The sequence below is a fragment of the Mesorhizobium sp. P2_C5_2 genome (assembly GCF_056404535.1).
This window is the reverse complement of sequence record NZ_JBFUDV010000001.1, coordinates 1,401,721-1,422,587: the sequence shown is the minus strand read 5'-3', so window position 1 is coordinate 1,422,587 and position 20,867 is coordinate 1,401,721. Positions and strand designations below refer to the sequence as shown.

Here is a 20,867-nt window from a genome sequence, read left to right as displayed (position 1 = left end):
TGCCGGTGGCGTGGCGGAAGCGTCAGGCGCCGGCGTGGCAGGCGCCGCCGTGGCTGCGGTGTCGCCGGCCGGCGGGGTCGCAGCCGCTGGCGCCGCAGCAGGGGCTGGGGCTGGAGCCGCAGCTGGAGCCGGAGGCGGTGGCGTGGTCAGCGCGGCGACGGATTCGCCCTCGCCAATGCCGCTTTGACCGGCCGCGGGACCAGGGTCGGTCTCACTGCCTTCGGGCGTCAGCCGCTGCGTGAATTTCGTTCCCTCGCCGGCAGCAGCCGGTGCCGGGGCATCGGCAGCAGGCGCAGCAGGCTTAGCGGGCGCCGGCTTCACCAGCGGTTCGGTCGAGACTGTCTTGGTGTCGCCGACGCCGAACAACGAGCCAAACGCATCCTTGTTCAGCCAGATGCCGTAGCCGCCGCCAGCGACCACCAGCAGCGCGACAACAGCGGCGATCAGCCCACTATAGCTGCGCTTGCGCTCGGCCGGGCGCAGGCGTTGGAATGTGTCAGCGGCCTGCTGCTCGTCATTAGCAAACACATCGGCGCTATCGTCGTCGGCGTCCAGCTCCGCGGCCTGCTCGTTGACGGTTTCGGCACGCGCCGCAGGCGGCGGCGGTGTCGGCGCAGGCCGCTGCCAGCTCGGCTCCGTCCGGGCAACCGGCGCTGACTGCGCGGGTTTCGACGGCTGCCATGCCGGCGCGAGTGCCGATGCAGGCGTGGTGGACGGCTTTACATGACTGGGCTGGTTCTTGTTACGGTCGATGGAGGAAAAAATGTGTTCCAATTCCGCCAGCGGATCGGAGGCGGGCATCGCTTTGGCATAGTCCCGCTCGACACTTGCGATAGCGTCTTCCAGGGATCGCTTCTGCGTGGTTATGGCTTCGGTGGCCAGCGGCGGCGAATACTCCGCAAGCTTCTTCGCCAGCATGGTACGAACGCTGTCATAGATGCGCGTACGCTTTTCGGGCGTCTCGTCGCCGTGCTTGTCGAGCGCCTTTTTTAGAATAGCAACGAAATCTGCCATGCTTCAGTCGACCTGTATTTTGTTCCCCCGGGCCGGCCCCCGCAAATCGGCCGCGATGCCCCGGAAAGGCTTCAGAAACTAGTCTTGAAACGGATCGGTCACAAGTATTGTGTCGTCCCGCTCCGGGCTGGTGGAAAGGAGCGCGACGGGTGCGCCGATGAGCTCCTCGATGTAACGGACATATTTGACGGCCTGCGCCGGAAGGTCGTTCCAGCTGCGCGCGCCGGCGGTGGTGCCTTTCCAGCCTTCGAGCGTCTCGTAGACCGGTTCGACGCGCGCCTGCGCGCCCTGGCTGGCCGGCAGATAGTCGATCATCTCGCCGTCGAGTCGGTAACCCGTGCAGACCTTGATCTCATCCAGCCCGTCGAGCACGTCGAGTTTGGTCAGCGCGATGCCCTTGATGCCGTTGACGGCGACGGCTTGGCGCACAAGCACGGCGTCGAACCAGCCGCAGCGGCGCTTGCGCCCGGTGACGACTCCGAATTCGTGGCCGCGCGTGCCAAGGAATTCGCCGATTTCGTTCTTCTGCTCGGTCGGGAACGGGCCTTCGCCGACACGTGTCGTATAAGCCTTGGTGATGCCCAGCACATAGCCGATGGCGCCGGGGCCGACGCCCGAGCCGGCAGCGGCCTGGCCGGCGACTGTGTTGGACGAGGTGACGAACGGGTAGGTGCCATGGTCGATATCGAGCAGCGTGCCTTGCGCACCCTCGAACAGGATGCGCTCGCCGGCGCGGCGCTTGTCATCGAGGATTTTCCAGACGCGGTCCATATAGGGCAGGATCTCATCGGCAACCGAGGTCAGCTCGGTCATGATCGCCTCATGCGTAACCTCGCCATGGCCAAGCCCGCGACGCAGCGCATTGTGATGCGTCAGCAGCCTGTCGACCTTGAGGGGAAGCGTTTCCAAATCCGCCAGATCCATCACCCTGACCGCACGCCGGCCCACCTTGTCCTCATAGGCAGGGCCGATGCCACGACGGGTCGTGCCAATTTTCGTCCCGGAATTGGAGGCGGCATCCTCGCGGAATCCGTCCAGCTCCCGGTGCAGCGACAGGATAAGCGCGGTGTTTTCGGCTATTTTCAGGCGGTCCGGCGTCACCTCGACGCCTTGCGCCTTGAGTTTTGCCACTTCGGCGACAAAGGCGTGCGGGTCGAAGACGACGCCATTGCCGATGATCGACAATTTACCTTGCCGCACCACGCCCGACGGCAGCAGCGACAGTTTGTAGACCTTGCCGTCGACGACCAGCGTGTGGCCGGCATTGTGGCCGCCCTGAAAGCGCACGACCACGTCGGCGCGCTCCGACAACCAGTCGACGATCTTGCCCTTGCCTTCGTCGCCCCATTGCGAGCCGACGACCACCACATTGGCCATGTTTCATTTCCCTTGAGATGCCGCCATGGCGGCCTGGATATGGTTCGAAACGACAGGCCTCTATAGCGTCAAGACCTCGCAAGTGCGACCTTTCTTTGCCGCCGAAAACGCCCTGAGGCACAACAATTTTCGGCTTTGACATCATTTACTTGGCCCGGCGGGGGCCATAGGCCGGCAAACACCGCACCTCCGGCGGCCGGAATCCTGCAATGCATCGACGCGCCTATCTGTTCCTGCTGTTTACCACCTTGCTGTGGGGCGGCAATTCCGTCGCCGGCAAGCTGGCGGTCGACCATGTCTCGCCGATGACGCTGGTCTTCCTGCGCTGGGTGCTGGCGGTTGCGATCCTGCTGCCGATCGGCTGGCGCACGATCAAGGAGGACTGGCCGGTGGTGCGCAAACACTGGCTCGTCCTAGCTGCGCTGGGGGCCAGCGGCTTCACCCTGTTCAACACCATTTTCTACACAGCGCTCAACTATACGACGGCAATCAATGTCTCGATCGAACAGGCGGCGATGCCGGTCCTGATCATCGTTGCCAACTTCATCTTCTTCCGCCTGCGCGTGAGTTGGGCGCAGATTGCGGGCGTGGTGCTGACCATAGCGGGTGTGATCTTGACCGCCTGCCATGGCGACCCGCTCCGGCTGCTGACGCTGGAGCTTAATTTCGGCGACGCCATCATGCTGGTCGCCGTCATCCTCTACAGCGGTTATTCGGTCGGGCTGCGGCTGAAACCGGTGATGCGCTGGCAGAGCCTGATGTTGTCTCTGGCGGTCGCGGCACTCATTACGTCGCTGCCCTTCTTCCTGTGGGAGGTCGCGGCCGGCAAGGTCATCGTCCCCGATATCAGCGGCTGGGTGGTCATCGTCTACACCGCAATCGGCGCCTCGGTCATCTCGCAGATCCTCTACATCAAGGCCAACGAAATGATCGGCGCCAACCGCGCCGGCCTGTTCATCAACCTGGTGCCGATCTTCGGCACTCTGCTTTCAGTGCTGATTGTCGGCGAGACATTCCAGCTCTACCAGGCACTGGCACTCGTCCTAGTGATGGGCGGCATTTCGCTCGCCGAATACAGCGGGCGCAAGATGGCGGACTTGCTGCCGGTCTGAACGAAAGAAGGCGCGGACCTAGAGCATGATGCCGAAAAGTGTGAAGCGGTTTTCGGACGACATCATGCTCTATTTATTTTGTTTAGAGGCGGATTCAGATTTCAGGTCGAACAGACCTGAAATCATCCGACTCTAGGCCGCGCCTTCGATTCTCACTGCAAGGCCAAGATCACATCGCGTTGACGTCGAACTGCAGCCGTTTGGCCGAGTCGATCGACTTGTGCGCCTTGACCTGTTCCAGCACCGTCTCGGGGAACGGCGCGTCGAGATAGAGCAGCGCAATCGCATCGCCGCCCGGCCGGTTACGTCCCAGCTGGAAGTTGGCGATGTTGACGCCGTTCTCGCCGCACACCGTGCCGAGCAGGCCGATAATACCGGGCGCATCGGCGTTGGTCGTATAGAGCATGTGCTGGCCGACCTCGGCGTCGAGATTGATGCCCTTGATCTGGATGAAACGCGGCTTGCCGTCGGAGAAGCAGGTGCCGGCGATCGAGCGCGTCATGTGCTCGGTCTTGACGGTGAGCTTGATGTAACCGTCGAAGACGCCCGACTTGTCGCGCTTGACCTCGGCAACGATGATGCCGCGCTCCTTCACCATGATCGGCGCCGACACCATGTTGACGTCGGAGACCTGCGGCCGGATCAGTCCGGCAAGCGTCGCACTGATCAGCGCCCGTGTGTTCATGGTCGCGGTCGAGCCATCGAACAGGATCTCGACCTCCTTGATCGGATCCTCGGTGACCTGGCCGACAAAGGCGCCGAGCACTTCGGCGAGCTTGACGAAGGGTTTGAGGCGCGGTGCTTCTTCAGCCGTGATCGAGGGCATGTTGATGGCGTTCGAAACCGCGCCCTTGATCAGATAGTCGGCCATCTGCTCGGCGACCTGCAGCGCGACATTTTCCTGCGCTTCCGCAGTCGAGGCGCCGAGATGCGGCGTCGCCACCACATTCTCCATGCCGAACAGCGCATTGTTCTCCGCCGGTTCCACCTCGAACACATCGACGCCGGCGCCGGCCACCTTGCCGCTCTTCAGCGCCGCGACCAGATCGGCCTCGACGATGAGCCCGCCACGCGCGCAATTGATGATGCGCACGCCGTTCTTCATCTTGGCGATCGCAGCCGCGTCGATGATGTTGCGCGTCTTGTCGGTCAGCGGCGTGTGCAAGGTTATGAAGTCGGCGCGGGCGAAGAGCTCATCCAGCTCGACCTTGTCGACGCCGAGCTCCTCGGCGCGCTTGTCCGACAGGAACGGGTCGAAGGCGACGACATGCATCTTTAAGCCCACGCCGCGTGTGGCGACGATCGAGCCGATATTGCCGCAGCCGATGACGCCCAGTGTCTTGCCGGTGATCTCGACACCCATGAAGCGGTTCTTTTCCCACTTGCCGGCATGGGTCGAGGCGTTGGCCTCCGGGATTTGGCGGGCGAGCGCGAAGATCATCGCCACCGCATGCTCGGCGGTGGTGATCGAATTGCCGAAGGGCGTGTTCATCACGATGATGCCCTTGCGGCTTGCCGCCGGGATGTCGACATTGTCGACCCCGATGCCGGCGCGGCCGACGACCTTGAGTTTTGTCGCGGCGTTGATCAGCTTTTCCGTGACCTTGGTGGCCGAACGGATGGCAAGACCATCATACTGGTCGATCACTTCGAGCAGCTTTTCCTTGTCCTTGCCGAGATCGGGCAGATAGTCGACCTCGATGCCGCGGTCTTTGAAGATCTGCACGGCGGTGGTGGAAAGTTTATCCGAGACGAGTACGCGGGGCGCCATTGCGGCCTCCTTCAATTGAATTGTCGGGGAAATGGCGGCCCGCAGGCCGCCATGCAATCTCAGGCCGCCGCTTTCAGCGACGCCTTCTGCGTGGCGAAGGCCCAGTCGAGCCATGGCAGCAGCGCTTCGAGATCGGAGGTCTCGACGGTAGCGCCGCACCAGATGCGCAGGCCGGACGGTGCGTCGCGGTAGGAGCCGATGTCGTAGGCGACGCCTTCCTTGTCGAGCACCGAGACGATCGCTTTCGCAAAAGCCGCCTGTCCGTCGGCATCGAGCGCCGCAACTTGCTGGTCGGTGAAGGACAGACACACGGACGTGTTGGACCGTGTCGCCGCATCGACTGCGAGATGGCCGAGCCATGAGGATCTGTCGACAAAGCCGTCAAGCACAGCGGCATTGGCATCGGCCCTGGCAATCAATGCATCGAGACCGCCGATCGACTTCGCCCAGTTGAGCGCATCGAGATAATCCTCGACGCACAGCATCGACGGCGTGTTGATGGTCTCGCCCTTGAAGATGCCTTCGATCAGCTTGCCGCCCGAGGTCAGGCGGAAGATCTTTGGCAGCGGCCAAGCCGGCTTGTAGGTTTCAAGCCGCTCGACGGCGCGCGGGCTGAGGATCAGCATGCCGTGTGCGCCCTCGCCGCCCAGCACTTTCTGCCAGGAGAAGGTGACGACATCCAGCTTCTGGAAATCGAGCCTCTGCGCGAAGGCGGCCGACGTCGCATCGCAGATGGTCAGACCCTTGCGATCGGCCGGAATGAAATCGCCATTCGGCACGCGCACGCCTGAGGTCGTGCCGTTCCAAGTGAAGACCACGTCGCGGTCGAAATCGATCTTGGTGAGATCGGGCAGTTCGCCGTAGCCGGCTTCGATCCTGCGCACGTCGGCGAGCTTCAGCTGCTTGACGACATCGGTGACCCAGCCGGAGCCAAAGCTTTCCCAGGCGACCATGTCGACACCGCGCTCGCCGAGCAGCGACCACAGCGCCATCTCGACAGCGCCTGTGTCAGACGCCGGCACGATGCCGATGCGGTAATCCGCAGGCACCTGGAGAATTTCCCGCGTCAAATCGATCGCCTGTTCGAGCTTGGTCTTGCCAATCTTGGCGCGGTGGGAACGGCCGAGCGCAGCATTCTTCAGCGCCTCGACCGACCAGCCGGGGCGTTTTGCGCAGGGACCTGAGGAAAAATTGGGATTTGCCGGACGGAGTCCGGGCTTCGTATGCGTCGTCATCGTGGTCTATCCTTCCAGATAGTGGCCCCTCGTTGGGGAGGGGTGGCCCACGGACGGCGATATGCGTTCAGCCATCAGGCGTCAAGAGGAAAGTTTTTGTCGCTGACAAGATACAAGCAATCCGCGATCAGGATGTCGTGAGTTCAAACGCAAACGGCGGATCGAAGAGATCCGCCGTCAGGATTCGTGTCTGTAACCAGCCTACCAGAGGTCGTAGCGCAGCCCGAGCTTGACCTGATGATTGCTGATGCCCTTGCGGATCGGATAGGACGTCAGGCTCGCGGCCGTGACATATTCGGCATCCGGCGCTGAGAAGTACTGGTAGCCGAGGTCGACGGAAACATTCTTGGTCACCTGATAGGCAAGGCCCGCATCCAGCGTGTAGGCGAAGGAATACTGGGTCTTGTTGTCGTTCCGGACGAAATCATCCGTAGGGTCGACATTGTCGGTGAAGTAACTCGCCGACAGCTTGTATTTGCTCCGGACCAGCCCGATGCCGGCGCCGAAATAGGGTGTGATCCCGACATAGGTGCCAAGATCGACGTAGCCATTGACCATTCCTGACAGGGAATAATTCTCCAGGGATGCCGACGCTACCGTTGCCGTGGCCGGCGGAATCACGATCGCGGTATCGTCGTAGTGGATGCCAATCTTGTTACCCGGCAGATAACCGAGATTGAGATCGGCGCGCAGATAGTCGTTGAAATGGTAGCCGAAGCCGATGCTGGCAAAGGCGGGATCCTGCTTTTCGCTGAAGCTCGCCGGCGCGAAGGTGAAATCTTGATCCTGGTAGCTCTTCTGCGCCAAATAAGAGACGTCGCCGCGCAGATACCAGCCAGAGCCGACCTCGACCGGTTGATAGTCCGGCGCCTGATCGACATAGACCGGCGGATCGTAGTCTGCGGCCTGTGCCGGCGTCAGCGGAGCAAGCACGAGTGCGGCGAGCGCAGGCGCTGTCAGCGATTTGAAATTCATGGGTCCCCGGCTCCTGAAATTGGCGCGCGTCATTTGATTGCAAGCGCCGTTTCAGTAGGCATTGTTAACCATAGTGGTTAAGTGCGGGTTAAGGATAACGCGGCGTTACCGAATTGATTTCGATAGGCTTTCTTCAGCGCACGCGGCCGATGAAATCCACCGCAACCGGAAAACGAAAACCGCCCGGCATGACCGGGCGGTTCGCGAATTCCTGGATTTAGAAGCGACTACTTGGTGTAGATCGGCTCCGGCTCGGGAACGTAGGGCTCCGGCGGCGGAGCGCAGTCCGACCGGCCGAACTGATAGCGCAGGCCGCCACGCACTTCGTGGACATTGATGCCATGGTCGTAGCCCGGGCCGACATTGCTGTCGGAGGCGTAGTTGAACATCTTGCCTCCGTTGATGTGGCTGTAGCGGTAGCCGAGATCGAGCTTGACCCGGTCGGTCAGGCAGTAGGAGGCGCCGGCCATGAGGGCGTAGGCAAAGCGCCAACCCTTGCCGCCGGAGTGCTCGAAGGAGCCGTCGAGATCGGTGTTGTGCAGCGTATCCCACTTGACCCAGGCACCGCCGATGCCGGCGCCGACATAGGGCGTCACACCGTGCCAGGTGCCGATATCGACATAGGCGTTGGCCAGAAGCAGCATCGCCGAATAGGACGATGTGTCGACCGAGGTACAAGCTATGCCGCCGGCGCAGAAACCGTTGGTCGAGCCGCGGAAATTGGACTTGCCCATCCAGTCGAAGGTCAGATCCGTGCGGAAGTACCGGTTGACCTGGTAACCGACACCGGCGCCAGCCGAAAACGAACTCTTCAACGTGCCGGAGGCGAAAGACCCGGGAAGCTGGGGCGGCGCAGGGCTGTAGGTGGTGTAGTCGCCACCGCGGAATTTCGACCAGTGATAGTCGATGTCGCCGCGGATGTACCAGCCGCCGAAATCGGCCGGCTGCTCATAGGCAACCGGCGGTGGCGCTTCCTCGACCACCGGCGGCTCCGCCAGATCGGCGGCGAATGCCGACCCGGCCACGCCTGCGAACAGCGCGGCAAGGAGAGCCATTTTTGCTGTATTGAACATGCTTATCACCCCTGAGAACCGTCGGGAAAGTCCAACCCGCCCGAATATGATTGACCTCAGTTGTGGATAATGAATTGGAAAAGTTAAAAGGCGTTTAACCCTATTGATTAACCACGAATTCTCGACATTTTAGCAAACAGTTTCTGCCGGCATGACGCCGAGACCACCCTGGCCGAAACGAAAAAGCCCGCCTGGAGGCGGGCCTTGAGGTCTTGAGACGGCGGCAGTTCGCGCAGGAAGCGCCCCGATCAGGCGGCGCTGCGTGTTTCCGAAATGACGTCGACGATGTCGTTGACCACGGCTTCGACCAGTTGCGGGTCGTCGCCCTCGGCCATAACGCGGATCAGCGGCTCGGTGCCGGAGGGCCGGATGACCAGTCGCCCGGCCTTGCCGAGACGGTTGCGCGCATCTTCGATCGCGGCCTTGACCGGGGCTTCCTCGAGCGGCTTGCCGCCGGCGATGCGGACATTCTTCAACAGCTGCGGTACCGGCTCGAACTTCTTCGACAATTCGCTGACCGGGCGGTTCTGCCGCTTGATGCAGGCCAGCACCTGCAGCGCCGAGACAAGCCCGTCGCCCGTGGTCGAGAAATCGGACAGCACGATGTGGCCCGATTGCTCGCCGCCGACATTCAACCCATGCGCGCGCATGTGCTCGACGACATAGCGGTCGCCGACCTTGGTGCGGTGCAGTTGCAGCTTGATGTCGCCGAGGAAGCGTTCGAGGCCGAGATTGGACATCACCGTCGAGACGACGCCGCCGCCGGCAAGCCGCCCGCTCTGATGCCAGGACTCGGCAATCAGGGCCATGATCTGGTCGCCGTCGACGATCGTGCCATTCTCGTCGACAATGACGACGCGGTCGGCATCGCCATCGAGCGCGATGCCGATGTCGGCACGCACTTCATGCACCTTCTTCTGCAGGCCGGCCGGATGGGTCGAGCCGCATTCCTTGTTGATGTTGAAGCCGTTCGGCTCGACATTGATGGCAATGACCTCGGCGCCCAGTTCCCAAAGGGCGGCCGGCGCCACCTTGTAGGCGGCGCCATTGGCGCAATCGACGACGATCCTGAGACCCGACAGCGACATTGAGCGCGGCAGCGTGCGCTTGGCGAATTCGATGTAGCGGTCATGCACGCCGTCGACGCGCTTGGCGCGGCCGAGTCCGTCGGAATCGGCAAGCGCCAGTTCGATGTCCTTGTCGAGCATGCTCTCGATGCGCTCCTCGATCTCGTCGGAGAGCTTGTAGCCATCGGGGCCGAACAGCTTGATGCCATTGTCGTAATAGGGATTGTGCGAGGCCGAGATCATGACGCCGATATCTGCGCGCAGCGAGCGTACCAGCATGGCGACCGCCGGCGTCGGGATCGGGCCGAGCAGGAACACATCCATACCGGCAGCGCACAGGCCGGCCACCATCGCATTCTCGATCATGTAGCCGGACAGCCGCGTGTCCTTGCCGAGCACGACGCGGTGGCGGTGGTTGCCGCGCTGAAACGACAGACCGGCGGCCATGCCGACCCGCATCGCGATCTCAGCCGTCATCGGAAATTTGTTGGCGCGCCCGCGAATGCCGTCGGTGCCGAAATAGCGTCCTGCCATGTTAGCCAGAATCCCCGTCGGTTTTTCAGCCGGCTTCTAATGCCACAATTGGGCCGAGCCTTACGATCACATTGTGTGATTGTATATTACGAATTCTTAGAAAATCATTGTAGCAGGCTGTTTAGGTCCGTTCGCTACGTATCACGATGACACGGTCTTGCCGCAATATACCGCTCACACTGGCCGCGCGACGCAGGTTGGGCCGGTAACCTTTGCTGTTGGAGGCGGCAGATAGCAGGGATTCCATCACCTTATCGGGAGAACGTGCTTTCCGGCGATACCGGCACCATTTAGCATCTGGCGCAGCCTAGCGTTGAGAGCTATTGATTCACACGGGTACAACCTATGGGCGCAGCAACGGGAGAAACGCCATGCTCATCCACCGACTTGCAACTTTGACGGGTCTTGCCGTCGCAACCTTGTTCATGGCGGCGCCCGCCAACGCGCTGACCATGGCCGAGTGCAGTACCAAGTATAATGCCGCCAAGGACGGCGGCACGCTGAACGGACAGACCTGGAACCAGTTCCGCAAGGCGGAATGCGGCACCGACGCGGCGGCCACCACCGAGACCGCCAAGCCGGCCAAGAAGGCTGCTGCTGCCAAGGCAGACACCAAGGCGGCCACCGCCGATGAGGCAAAGGGCCTGACGGCCAAGGAATGCAGCGCCAAATACCAGGCTGCCAAGGCTGCCGGCACGCTCAACGGCGCGAAGTGGAACGACTTCCGCAAGACCGAATGCGCCGCCGGCGCATCCGCAGCGGCGGAACCCGCCAAGGCCACGACCAAGGCTGCGGCGGCAACCGACGATGGCGCCAAGGGCCTGACGGCCAAGGAATGCAGCGCCAAATATCAGGCGGCAAAGGCTGCCGGCACGCTCAACGGCGTCAAGTGGAACGACTTCCGCAAGACCGAATGCGCCGCCGGCGCATCCGCGGCAGTAGTACCGGCCAAGGCAACGACGACCAAGGCAGCCGCCGACAGCAGCGGCAAGGGCCTAAGCATGGCCGATTGCAGCGCCAAGTATCAGGCGGCCAAATCTGCCAATACGCTGGGCGGCAAGAAGTGGAACGACTTCCGCAAGGCCGAATGCGGCGCCGGCGCCGATGACGACGACACCGTGCCGGCCCCGAGCGAGGCGACCTATACCAGCGAGCCTGAAAAGCCCTCGGTCACCGCCCCCAAAGGTGTGAAGTTCCCGACTGCGATCTCGAAGAAATTCGCCAGCGAAACGCCGGCCAAGGGCCGCATGCACACCTGCCTCGAGCTCTACTACGCCAACAAGGATGCCAACACGCTGAATGGCCTGCGCTGGATCCAGAAGGGCGGCGGCTTCTACAGCCTTTGCAATACCAAGCTGAAGAGCTGATTTCGCAAGCTTCGCTGCTGATCAAGAACCCCGCGGGCCTGTTCAGGTCCGCGGGGTTTTTATTTGCGCTAGAGCATGATCCCGAAAAGTGGGAACCGGTTTTCGGAAAAGATCATGCTCAAACAAAGATGATAGAGCCCCATCCCGATTTCATCGGGATGGAATAGGCTCTAGAACAATCAGTAGACGGTTGGCACCCAGTGCTGGCTGGTCTTGGGCGGCCGGACATAACCGTCGTCCTTCTGACGCGGGCTGAGCTTTATCTTCGCCGGACGGATTTCCTTGTACGGAATCCGCGTCAGCAGATGGCTGATGCAATTGAGCCGCGCCTTCTTCTTGTTGTCGGCATCGACAATGTTCCAGGGCGACTGATCGGTGTCGGTGAATTTCTGCATCATGTCCTTGGCCCGCGAATACTCGACCCAGTGTTCGCGCGACTTCAGGTCCATGGGCGACAGCTTCCAGCGCTTGATTGGATTGTCGATACGCTCCTTGAACCGGCGTTCCTGTTCGTCGTCACCAACCGAGAACCAGTATTTGACCAGGATGATACCGGACTTGATCAGCATCTCCTCGAACAGCGGGCAAGAGCGCAGGAATTCGCTGTACTCCGCGTCGGTGCAGAAGCCCATGACGCGCTCGACACCGGCACGGTTGTACCAGGAGCGGTCGAACAGCACGATCTCGCCCCTGCCGGGCAGGTGAGACACGTAGCGCTGGAAATACCACTGGCTGCGTTCGCGTTCGGTCGGCGTGCCCAGTGCCACGACCCGGCACACGCGCGGATTGAGGCTTTCGGTGATGCGCTTGATGACACCGCCCTTGCCGGCCGCGTCGCGGCCTTCGAAGATCACGACGACCTTCAGCCCTTCCTTCTGCACCCAATCCTGCAGCTTGATCAGTTCGAACTGCAGCCGGACCAGTTCGTCGACATAACGGTAGGGTTTCTCGGCCTTGGCCTGCTTGGCCTTCTTCTTCTTTTTCTTGCCCCGCCCGCCGGCATCGCCGTTCGGCAATTTCCAGGCTGCTTCCATTGCCTCGCCCTCGACCGCATCGAGATGGATATCGCCTCCGACCGGCGCAGTTCTGGCCTGCTTGTCCCTCTTGCCCATGATCACACCTCCCACACAGCCGCGCCGGTTGATCCGACGGCAGCCGGCTAATCGATTCAATACCGACCGCGAGGGGAGTCAAGCTAATGGCTGCAACGTCTGCCCGAACGAAATGTCTTGCCCAAAAAAGAAAACGCCGCGGTTTGAGCCGCGGCGTTTTTTAGAACCTGTCCTGGTCGGATCCTAGCTCGATGGCTGAGGCTCCATGCCGCCTTCGGGCTCCGGGCCCTTCTTGCGACGACCGGACTTCGGCACGGCTGAGCCACGGCTCGTGGGGGTATCATCCCCCAAATCGCGCGCGGGCTTGTGCCCGGCGATCAACTGCTTGATCTCTTCGCCCGAAAGCGTCTCGTATTCGAGCAGGCCCTGCGCCAGCGCGATCCATTCCTTCTTCTTCTTGGTCAGGATGGACTTGGCCGAGACATAGGCCTCGTCGATCAGCCGGCGCACTTCGGCATCGATGATCTGCGCGGTCTCTTCCGAGATATTCTGCGTGCGCGCCACCGAATGGCCGAGGAAGACCTCTTCCTGGTTGTCGCCATAGGCGACATGGCCGAGCTTGTCCGAGAAGCCCCAGCGCGTAACCATGGCGCGCGCCAGCTTGGTCGCCTGCTCGATGTCGGAGGAAGCGCCCGAAGTGATGTTCTCCTTGCCGAACTTGAACTCCTCGGCGACGCGGCCGCCCATCATGATGGCAAGCCGCGAGACCATGTATTTGTAGCTCATCGAATAGCGGTCGCCTTCCGGCAGCTGCATGACCATGCCGAGCGCACGGCCGCGCGGGATGATGGTCGCCTTGTGCAGCGGATCGGCGGACGGCACGTTGAGCGCCATGATGGCGTGGCCGGCCTCGTGGTAAGCGGTGAGCTCCTTCTCGGCCTGGGTCATTGCCGACGAGCGGCGCTCGGCGCCCATCATGATCTTGTCCTTGGCGTCCTCGAATTCGGCCATGGTGACGAGGCGCTTGTTGCGGCGCGCCGCCATCAGGGCGGATTCGTTGACCAGGTTCATCAGGTCGGCGCCGGAGAAGCCCGGCGTGCCACGCGCGACCACCTTGAGGTCGACATTGGGCGCCAGCGGCACGTTGCGCACATGCACCTTGAGGATCTTCTCGCGGCCGACGATGTCGGGGTTCGGCACCACCACCTGGCGGTCGAAGCGGCCCGGACGCAACAGCGCCGGATCGAGCACGTCGGGACGGTTGGTGGCGGCGATCAGGATGATGCTCTCATTGGACTCGAAGCCGTCCATCTCGACCAGCAGCTGGTTCAGCGTCTGCTCGCGCTCGTCATTGCCGCCACCGAGACCGGCGCCGCGATGGCGGCCGACGGCATCGATTTCGTCGATGAAGATGATGCAGGGCGCGTTCTTCTTGGCCTGGTCGAACATGTCGCGGACACGGCTTGCGCCGACGCCGACGAACATTTCGACGAAGTCAGAACCCGAAATGGTGAAGAAGGGCACATTGGCTTCGCCGGCGACCGAGCGGGCGAGCAGCGTCTTGCCGGTGCCGGGAGGGCCGACGAGCAGCACGCCGCGCGGGATCTTGCCGCCGAGGCGCTGGAACTTCTGCGGATCGCGCAGGAACTCGACGATCTCTTCCAGATCTTCCTTGGCCTCGTCGACGCCGGCGACATCCTGGAAGGTGACGCGGCCATGCGCCTCGGTCAGAAGCTTGGCCTTCGACTTGCCGAAGCCCATGGCGCGCCCGGAGCCGGACTGCATCTGGCGCATGAAGAATATCCATACGCCGAGGATCAAGATCATCGGCAGGTAGGAGATGAGATAGCTGAAAAGCGAGGTGGAACCGTCCGATTCAGGACGCGCATTGATGACGACATTCTTGTCCTGAAGCCGCGAGACCAGCTGCGGATCACCAGGCGAATAGGTCTGAAAGCCATTCGCGTTGTCGGTGTAGGTGCCCATGATGCGGTCGCCGGCAATGGTCACCGTCTTGACCCGGCCGGCCGCAACCTCCTGCAGGAATTGCGAGTAGGGAACGTCGGTCGAGGCTCCGCGCGTCTGCGGCGTCTGGAACAGATTGAAGAGAGCGATGAGGAGGACCGCTATGATCGCCCAGAGCGCGAGGTTGCGATAATTCGGATTCATCAATTGTCCCGTTGGTACCTGGTGGGGCACACGTATGAGAGGAAACTTGAGCCTAACATAGGGAGAGCGCCTCCCCTTGCCAAGCATAACAGCACGTCTGGGTTAAGCTTTCGCGCCACCATCAACCGGCACTGTGGCGGCTGGAAGGCAAGGCCGGGACCGGCGGCGCACCGGTCAGTTCGGCGACGGCCCCGGCCAGCACCAGATCGAAGCAAGGCAGGAAGCGCGCAAAAGGCGCGACGGCCGGGCTGACGGCGATTGCCGCTGCCGTCGTTGCATCGCCTGCAAAGCCAAGGCATTCGCTACCGCGCCACAGCGCCGGTTCCGCAGCCAAAGCGGCGCGCACAAGGCCTGCTGGCGCGCCATTCCCGGCACTCCGTTTGGCGGCTGCAGCCGCGCCGAGCGGCGCGATCAACAATGCACCAGAACTGTCGCCTAATGTGATCGCCTCTGCTTCGGTAACCCACCTGCGGCCGTCCCAAATCCCGGCAGCCAATGGTGCGGCAGGCGGCAGGTCGCGTGACTCACGGTACAGGAAGATGCCGGTGCGCCTGATATCGACGACCGTCCGCGACAATGTGGCGCAAAGCGGCCCGGCCCGCATTTGCGCGAACAGCGCTTCACTACGCGTCTGGTCCGGCAACAAGGCGACGCCGCCCGTCGCCGCCAGCAGAACACGCAGCGCATAGACCGCGGCTTGCGTGTCGTCGGCTTTGACAAAACCGGGATCGAGACGGATGAGACCCGGTGCCGGCTGGCTGGCAAATTCCCGGATCAACGCCGCGGCGCGGCGGCCGAGTTGCTCTCGCTCGCCGGCCGCCTGTCCAGCCAGGCCGATCGCCTCGGCAAAACGCTGACCGCTCCGGTCTTCGCCGAGCACGGCTCGAATGCGCGGCCGTTCGAAATGCGCATCGGTGTTGGTCGGGTCCTCCGCCCAACCGACGTTTTCGCGCCGCAGGAAGGCGCGCAATGCCGCGCGCCGTACGCCGAGCAGCGGCCGCGCGATCCAGATCCGCCAGTCATAGAGCGTGGCCGGCGCCATGCCGGCGAGGCCTCGGCCTGCAAGCTCTCGCCCATCGCCCCGCGCCTGCCGCATCAGCACGGTCTCGGCCTGGTCGTCCGCGGTGTGGCCGGTCACGATCACGCCGATGCCCTGCGCCTGCGCGGCCTCGGCCAGCAGCCGGTAGCGCGCCTCGCGCGCTGCGGCGGGCAGGCCGGTCGACGGCTTGGCGCCGGACCAGCTAATTGTGCGGTGCTCGATGCCGCGCTCGGCGCAGAGCTTTGCCACGGCGCGTGCTTCCACTGCTGCTTCCGGACGCAGGCCGTGGTCGATCGTCACCGCCAGCAGCTTGGCTGTCGGGGCGGTGCGGTCAAGATGAGCTTTGAGGAGAAGAAGGAGGGCGGTCGAGTCGCTGCCGCCGGACACGGCCGCAACAGCGCCGTTGGTAAAGTCGATCGTTGAAAATTCCGAAAGGTCAGGCTCGGTATCGAGCATCAATGCATGTCGCCCAAAAGTGGTCCCCGGACACCGACATGCGAGGGGAAGACTAGCACGCCGCCAGCGCCCGTTCCTGCTTGACGCGCTCCTTGAGCGCCGCCGAAATATCGGGATAGCGCTTGCCGATCTCGCCGAAGGTGGCGCAGGCGACATCCTTCTGCTTGAGGCCGACCAGCGATACACCGAGCTTCAAGAGCATGTCAGGCGCCTTCTTGGCCTTCGGATAGTCCTTGCTGGCGGAGAGGAAAACCTCGGCCGCGTCATGATACTTCTGCTGGCCAAGCAGCGACTCACCCAGCCAGTAATGCGCATCCGCCGCCTTGGCATCCTTGGGGAAGCGGGCGATGTGGTCGCGAAAACCCTGCTCAGCGGTGCTGTAATCGCCCGACAGGATGAACTGGTAGGAGTTGCGGTAGATCTCTTCCGGATTGTTGGTGGCAGGCAACGCCGCCACCACTGTGCCGTCGGACTTGCCGGTCTTGGGTCCGGTCGCCGGCGCCTCGACGGCAGGAGCTGCACCTTCCGCCGGCGCGGTCGCCTGCGTGTTGCCGCCGGCATCAATCACATTGCCGTTCTTGTCGACGGTGATGGTGCCGAAGGTCTTCGGCGGTGTGCCGGTGATCACCTTGCCGGGATCACCGGTCTGCGATTCGACGATGACTTCGCCAACGCTCTGGCCGCCATCCGATTGTGCACCCGAATCGGCCGGCGCCTGCGTTGCCGGGGCCTCGGCGACGCTGTTGTCGGTATCGCCATCCTGCGGCGTGGCCTCCGATTTCTTCTGCGCCGGCGGCTGCCCGCTGGAGCCACCTTCCAGCTGCTGGAAGCGGAACTCGTTGTCTTCCTGCTGCTTGCGCATCTGTTCCTGCATCTGCAGGACCTGGAAATTGAGTTCCTCGATCTTGCCGTTCATCTGCCGCAGCTGTTCTTCGAGGCTGGCGGCGGTGGTGCCGTCCTGCTGCTGCTGCGCGATCTGTTGCTGCTCCGGCTTCTCCTTCTTGCCGAAGATGCCGAGCGTCGGAAGGTGGAAGGAAAAGCCGCTATCCGCGGGTTGTCCGGTGTCGCTCGCAGTAGCCGCGAAGCCTGATACGAGCAGCAGCGCAAGCGTGCCGCTCAAGACCGATCTGAAATGCATGTGCCTCTCGCCGTGTAATTCGTGAGCCTGTTCGCGCCTTCCAATCACAGTGGGACCAGCCAGGCGCCCTCGGCTCTTAGCAGGAGGCGAGACTTCGGCCAAATTTTGTTTCCCAATTTTGTTTCCGGGACTGGAACTGAAAAAGGCGGCCATTGGCCGCCTTTCGCATGGAGGTGTTGCAATTATGCGACTAAGGCGCCGCCGTCTTGCCTATCAGGAGCCGGCGCCGGAGAGCGTGGTGACGGCGCGACGATTCTGCGACCAGCAGGAGATGTCATCACAGACGGCAACCGGACGTTCCTTGCCGTAGGAAATCGTCTTCAGGCGGCTTGCCGAAACGCCCTTGGCGACGAGGAAGTCGCGGGTGGCGGCGGCGCGGCGGGCGCCGAGCGCCAGATTGTATTCACGCGTGCCGCGTTCGTCGGCATGGCCTTCGACGACGATGGCGTACTGCTTGTACTGGTTGAGCCACTGCGCCTGACGCGAAAGCGTGGTCTGCGCGTCGGCACGGATCGAGGTCGAGTCGGTGTCGAAGAAGATGCGGTCGCCGATGTTGACGGTGAAGTCCTGCGCCGAGCCGGGCGTTGCGGCACCCGCGCCATTGAGGCCGAGATCGGCAGCGTTGTTCGGGGTTTTCTTCGAGGCGCAACCGGTGATGGCGAGCATCGCGATCAGGGCGATCATCGCCGGGTTTCTGGTAAGTGCTGCGATACGGCCCATGCCGCCTCTCCTTCGTATTTCGAGTGATTTCGTTGATCACCCAGTAACCACGTTTGGGTTAACCGGCATTCAAGAAACACGGTTAAAATTTGGTTTCGGTGCCCGTCCGCAGCCGAAATAACCTGATGCCACAATGGTCGCGGACCGTAGGCGGAAATGCGGCCAAAAGGCGACTTTGGCGTGAAAAAAGCCCCAAAATAGGGCTTTTAGGGCACTGTTGCCAAGTTGCAACGAGGCAGGCCACGTCGAAAGCAAACTTGGTTTATTCCAGCAACGGCGACCACGCCGGGTCGGAGGCAAAGTTTGCGGTCGGGATCGGCTGCTCGTTGCGGCCGGTGAGGTCGACGGAAACCAGTTTTGGGCCACCGGCGGAGTCGCGGAAGAACATCAGCACGCGGCCATTGGGCGCCCATGTCGGTCCCTCCTGCTGGAAGCCTGAAGACAGGATGCGCTCGCCCGAACCGTCGGTCTTCATGACGCCGATCTGGAATTCGCCGCCGGTCTGCTTGGTGAAGGCGACCAGGTCGCCGCGCGGCGACCACACCGGCGTCGAATAGACGCCGTCGCCGAAGGAAATGCGGGTCTGGCCCGAACCGTCGGCGCCCATCACATAGATCTGCGCGCGACCGCCGCGGTCGGAGGTGAACACCACCTTGCTGCCGTCAGGCGAATAGGAGGGCGAGGTATCGATGGCCGTCGAGTTGGTGAGCCTGGTCGTCGAGCGGCTCCTCAGATCCATGGCGAAGATGTTGGAATTACCGTCGTCGCGCAGCAGGCTCATGATTACCTTCTGGCCGTCCGGCGAGAAACGCGGAGCAAAGGTCATGCCGGGAAAATTGCCGACCAGTTCGCGCTGCCCGGTCTCGATCTGCAGCAGATACACCCGCGGCTGGCCGCTCTCATACGACATGTAAGTGATTTCCTGCCGGTTTGGCGAGAAACGCGGCGTCAGCACGATCGACTTGCCGTCCGAGAGATAGCGGACGTTGGCGCCGTCCTGGTCCATGATGGCGAGCCGCTTCTTGCGCGCATTCTTGGCGCCGGATTCGTCGATGAAGACGACGCGGGTGTCGAAATAGCCTTTCTCGCCCGTCAGCCGCTCATAGATGGCGTCGGCGATGATGTGGGCGACGCGGCGCTGATTGGCATCATTGGCGAAGAACTGTTCGCCAGCCATCTGCTGGCCGGCAAAGGTGTCCCACAGCCGGTACTGCGCGCGGATACGCCCGTCTGCTTCCTTGCCGACGCTGCCGGTGACCAGCGCCTGCGCGTTGATTACCTTCCAGTCGTCGAAGCGCGGCTGCGCATCCGGATTGGCGATCTTTTCGATGAAGGCGCTCTTGTCTATCGGTGCAAACAGGCCGGAGCGTTTCAGATCCGCGCTGACGATATCGGATATCTGGGCGCCAAGCTCACCTTGAAAATCGGTGATCGCGATCGGCAACGGCTCGACATTGCCCTTGTTGACGTTGATCTCGACGAGTGCTCGCGCCGGCAAGGTGGCAACGGCAGTCATGCCCAGCGCCATGGCTGCAATCGTCAGGAGCGGCTTGAGGATGGATTTCATGTCTTCTCGCTTCTCTTAACTGATTTTGTCGACGCCAAGCTTAAAGCCCAAGCATCTCTCTGGGATCGAAAGTGACCCGAACCTGGGCCCAGATATCCTGCTTGCCGGCAGGAACTTGCAGACCAGCCATGTTTGCTTTCTGGACGGCACGCACCGCGCTCTCGTCGAACTGTTGGTTTCCGCTCGATTTTTCGACGGTCGGACGGCCGTCGAGCTTGCCGGAGGCATCGAGATTGAACACGATTACGGCGACGAAGTTTTCCGAGCCCTCGAGCCCTGCCGGAAGGGTCCAAGCATTGCCAAGCTGATCCGACAAGGCGCCCATTTCGGCCTGCGACAGTTTCTGGCCCTGGGTCTTGTCGGCGCCGAGCGAGACCTGCTGGGTCGAGCGCTTGGCACCGCCGCCAGAAGGCTTCTGCTTGTCGAGCAGAGCCTTGATCTTACCTTCATCGAACTGGTTGTCGTCGGACTTTGGCTTGGACGAAGCTTCCTTGACCGGCTTGTCGGCGTCCTTGCGGTCCGGTGCCTTGGCCATTTCAGCCGGCGCCGGCTGCGGCTTCGGCCGCGCTTCGGGCGCGGGAGCTGAATTCGGGAGCTGCGCCTCCTCCGGAGGCTGTTGTTCCGATATGGCCTCGGCGACCGCGTCGGGCTTGACCTCTGGCTTCGGCTCGATGGCGGCGGTCGTGTCCGGTTGTGACGCTGGCGCCGGCTCCTTCGCCGGGGTGGGTTTTGGCTCCGTCTGCTTGACCGGCTCGGGCTTGACCTCTTCCTTCGGCTGCGGCACCGGCGCCACTTCCGTTGCCGGTGTCGGCTTCGGCTCTTCCTTCGGCTTCGGCGCGTCCTCGGTCTTAGGCTTCTCCTTCGGTGTCGGCGCCGGGGCCGGGGCCGACGCCAGCTCGACCGGCTTCGGCTTGGCCTCGTCCGTCACCGGCTTGTCGGTGTCGGCGCTGTTCTCACCAATTTTCTGTGCTTCGGGCACGATATCGGGGCGCTTGGTCGGGGTCGGCGCCGGCTTTTCGTGCATCACTGCTTTCTTGTCGCCCTGCAGCGTCTGCGCGACGGCCTCTATCGGCACGATAGCGACCGAGACCGATTCAGCATCGGACGCGGGCATGGCAGGCGGCGACGACAGCGTGAACAGCCCGAAGGCTAACGCTACCGTGTGCAAGATCACCGATGTGGTGAGGCCGGTCCGCATCTT

The 20,867-nt window shown here is 62.5% G+C and carries 15 protein-coding genes and 1 pseudogene; 2 read left to right on the top strand and 14 right to left on the bottom strand.

The features are described 5' to 3' along the window. Positions 1–1,014 (bottom strand): annotated as a pseudogene (locus AC1D1B_RS06835) (hypothetical protein); the annotation flags it as partial. 78 nt (positions 1,015–1,092) lie between these two features. Then, complete coding sequence (locus AC1D1B_RS06830) at positions 1,093–2,391, bottom strand: adenylosuccinate synthase (protein ID WP_142869266.1); 1,299 nt, start codon at positions 2,389–2,391, stop codon at positions 1,093–1,095. Positions 2,392–2,600: 209 nt separating this feature from the next. Between AC1D1B_RS06830 and AC1D1B_RS06825 the strand changes: the two genes are divergently transcribed. Beyond that, a complete protein-coding gene (locus AC1D1B_RS06825; protein WP_477330475.1) occupies positions 2,601–3,503 on the top strand; it encodes a DMT family transporter in 903 nt (300 codons plus the stop codon). A 169-nt stretch (positions 3,504–3,672) separates the two neighbouring features. Here the strand turns inward: AC1D1B_RS06825 and serA are convergent, their stop codons facing one another. The 5 genes from serA to glmM all read right to left on the bottom strand — a co-directional run bounded on the left by serA (position 3,673) and on the right by glmM (position 10,158). Further along, entirely contained in the window at positions 3,673–5,274 is a 1,602-nt protein-coding gene (serA, locus tag AC1D1B_RS06820; RefSeq protein WP_477330473.1) for a phosphoglycerate dehydrogenase, read from the bottom strand. Between the two features lie 59 nt (positions 5,275–5,333). Further along, positions 5,334–6,509 (bottom strand): phosphoserine transaminase, encoded by a 1,176-nt coding sequence (locus AC1D1B_RS06815; RefSeq protein WP_477330471.1) that lies wholly within the window; start codon positions 6,507–6,509, stop codon positions 5,334–5,336. 201 nt (positions 6,510–6,710) lie between these two features. Next, positions 6,711–7,484: an outer membrane protein gene (locus AC1D1B_RS06810; protein WP_477330469.1), complete on the bottom strand. Its 774-nt coding sequence runs from the start codon at positions 7,482–7,484 to the stop codon at positions 6,711–6,713. A gap of 227 nt (positions 7,485–7,711) precedes the next feature. Then, a complete protein-coding gene (locus AC1D1B_RS06805; RefSeq protein WP_477330467.1) occupies positions 7,712–8,557 on the bottom strand; it encodes an outer membrane protein in 846 nt (281 codons plus the stop codon). Positions 8,558–8,805: 248 nt separating this feature from the next. Then, complete coding sequence (glmM, locus tag AC1D1B_RS06800; protein ID WP_477330465.1) at positions 8,806–10,158, bottom strand: phosphoglucosamine mutase; 1,353 nt, start codon at positions 10,156–10,158, stop codon at positions 8,806–8,808. Between the two features lie 371 nt (positions 10,159–10,529). Here glmM and AC1D1B_RS06795 point away from each other — a divergent pair, with 371 nt between their 5' ends. Then, entirely contained in the window at positions 10,530–11,525 is a 996-nt protein-coding gene (locus tag AC1D1B_RS06795) for a hypothetical protein (protein WP_477330463.1), read from the top strand. 179 nt (positions 11,526–11,704) lie between these two features. On the opposite strand, the gene ppk2 is transcribed toward AC1D1B_RS06795, so the two are convergent. The 7 genes from ppk2 to AC1D1B_RS06760 all read right to left on the bottom strand — a co-directional run bounded on the left by ppk2 (position 11,705) and on the right by AC1D1B_RS06760 (position 20,864). Further along, on the bottom strand, positions 11,705–12,637 hold the full coding sequence (gene ppk2 / locus AC1D1B_RS06790; protein ID WP_477330461.1) for a polyphosphate kinase 2: 933 nt from the start codon (positions 12,635–12,637) through the stop codon (positions 11,705–11,707). A gap of 183 nt (positions 12,638–12,820) precedes the next feature. Next, on the bottom strand, positions 12,821–14,746 hold the full coding sequence (gene ftsH, locus AC1D1B_RS06785; RefSeq protein ID WP_477330460.1) for an ATP-dependent zinc metalloprotease FtsH: 1,926 nt from the start codon (positions 14,744–14,746) through the stop codon (positions 12,821–12,823). Between the two features lie 121 nt (positions 14,747–14,867). Beyond that, positions 14,868–16,241 (bottom strand): tRNA lysidine(34) synthetase TilS, encoded by a 1,374-nt coding sequence (tilS, locus tag AC1D1B_RS06780; RefSeq protein WP_477330458.1) that lies wholly within the window; start codon positions 16,239–16,241, stop codon positions 14,868–14,870. 52 nt (positions 16,242–16,293) lie between these two features. Next, positions 16,294–17,379, bottom strand: coding sequence for a tol-pal system protein YbgF (gene ybgF / locus AC1D1B_RS06775; RefSeq protein WP_477330456.1), 1,086 nt, complete (start codon positions 17,377–17,379; stop codon positions 16,294–16,296). 213 nt (positions 17,380–17,592) lie between these two features. Beyond that, the gene (gene pal / locus AC1D1B_RS06770) at positions 17,593–18,099 is read right to left on the bottom strand and encodes a peptidoglycan-associated lipoprotein Pal (protein WP_181057788.1); all 507 of its coding nucleotides are present in this window, start codon (positions 18,097–18,099) and stop codon (positions 17,593–17,595) included. 262 nt (positions 18,100–18,361) lie between these two features. Beyond that, complete coding sequence (gene tolB, locus AC1D1B_RS06765) at positions 18,362–19,666, bottom strand: Tol-Pal system beta propeller repeat protein TolB (protein ID WP_477330454.1); 1,305 nt, start codon at positions 19,664–19,666, stop codon at positions 18,362–18,364. Positions 19,667–19,706: 40 nt separating this feature from the next. Beyond that, the gene (locus tag AC1D1B_RS06760; protein ID WP_477330452.1) at positions 19,707–20,864 is read right to left on the bottom strand and encodes an energy transducer TonB family protein; all 1,158 of its coding nucleotides are present in this window, start codon (positions 20,862–20,864) and stop codon (positions 19,707–19,709) included. Positions 20,865–20,867: the final 3 nt, after the last annotated feature.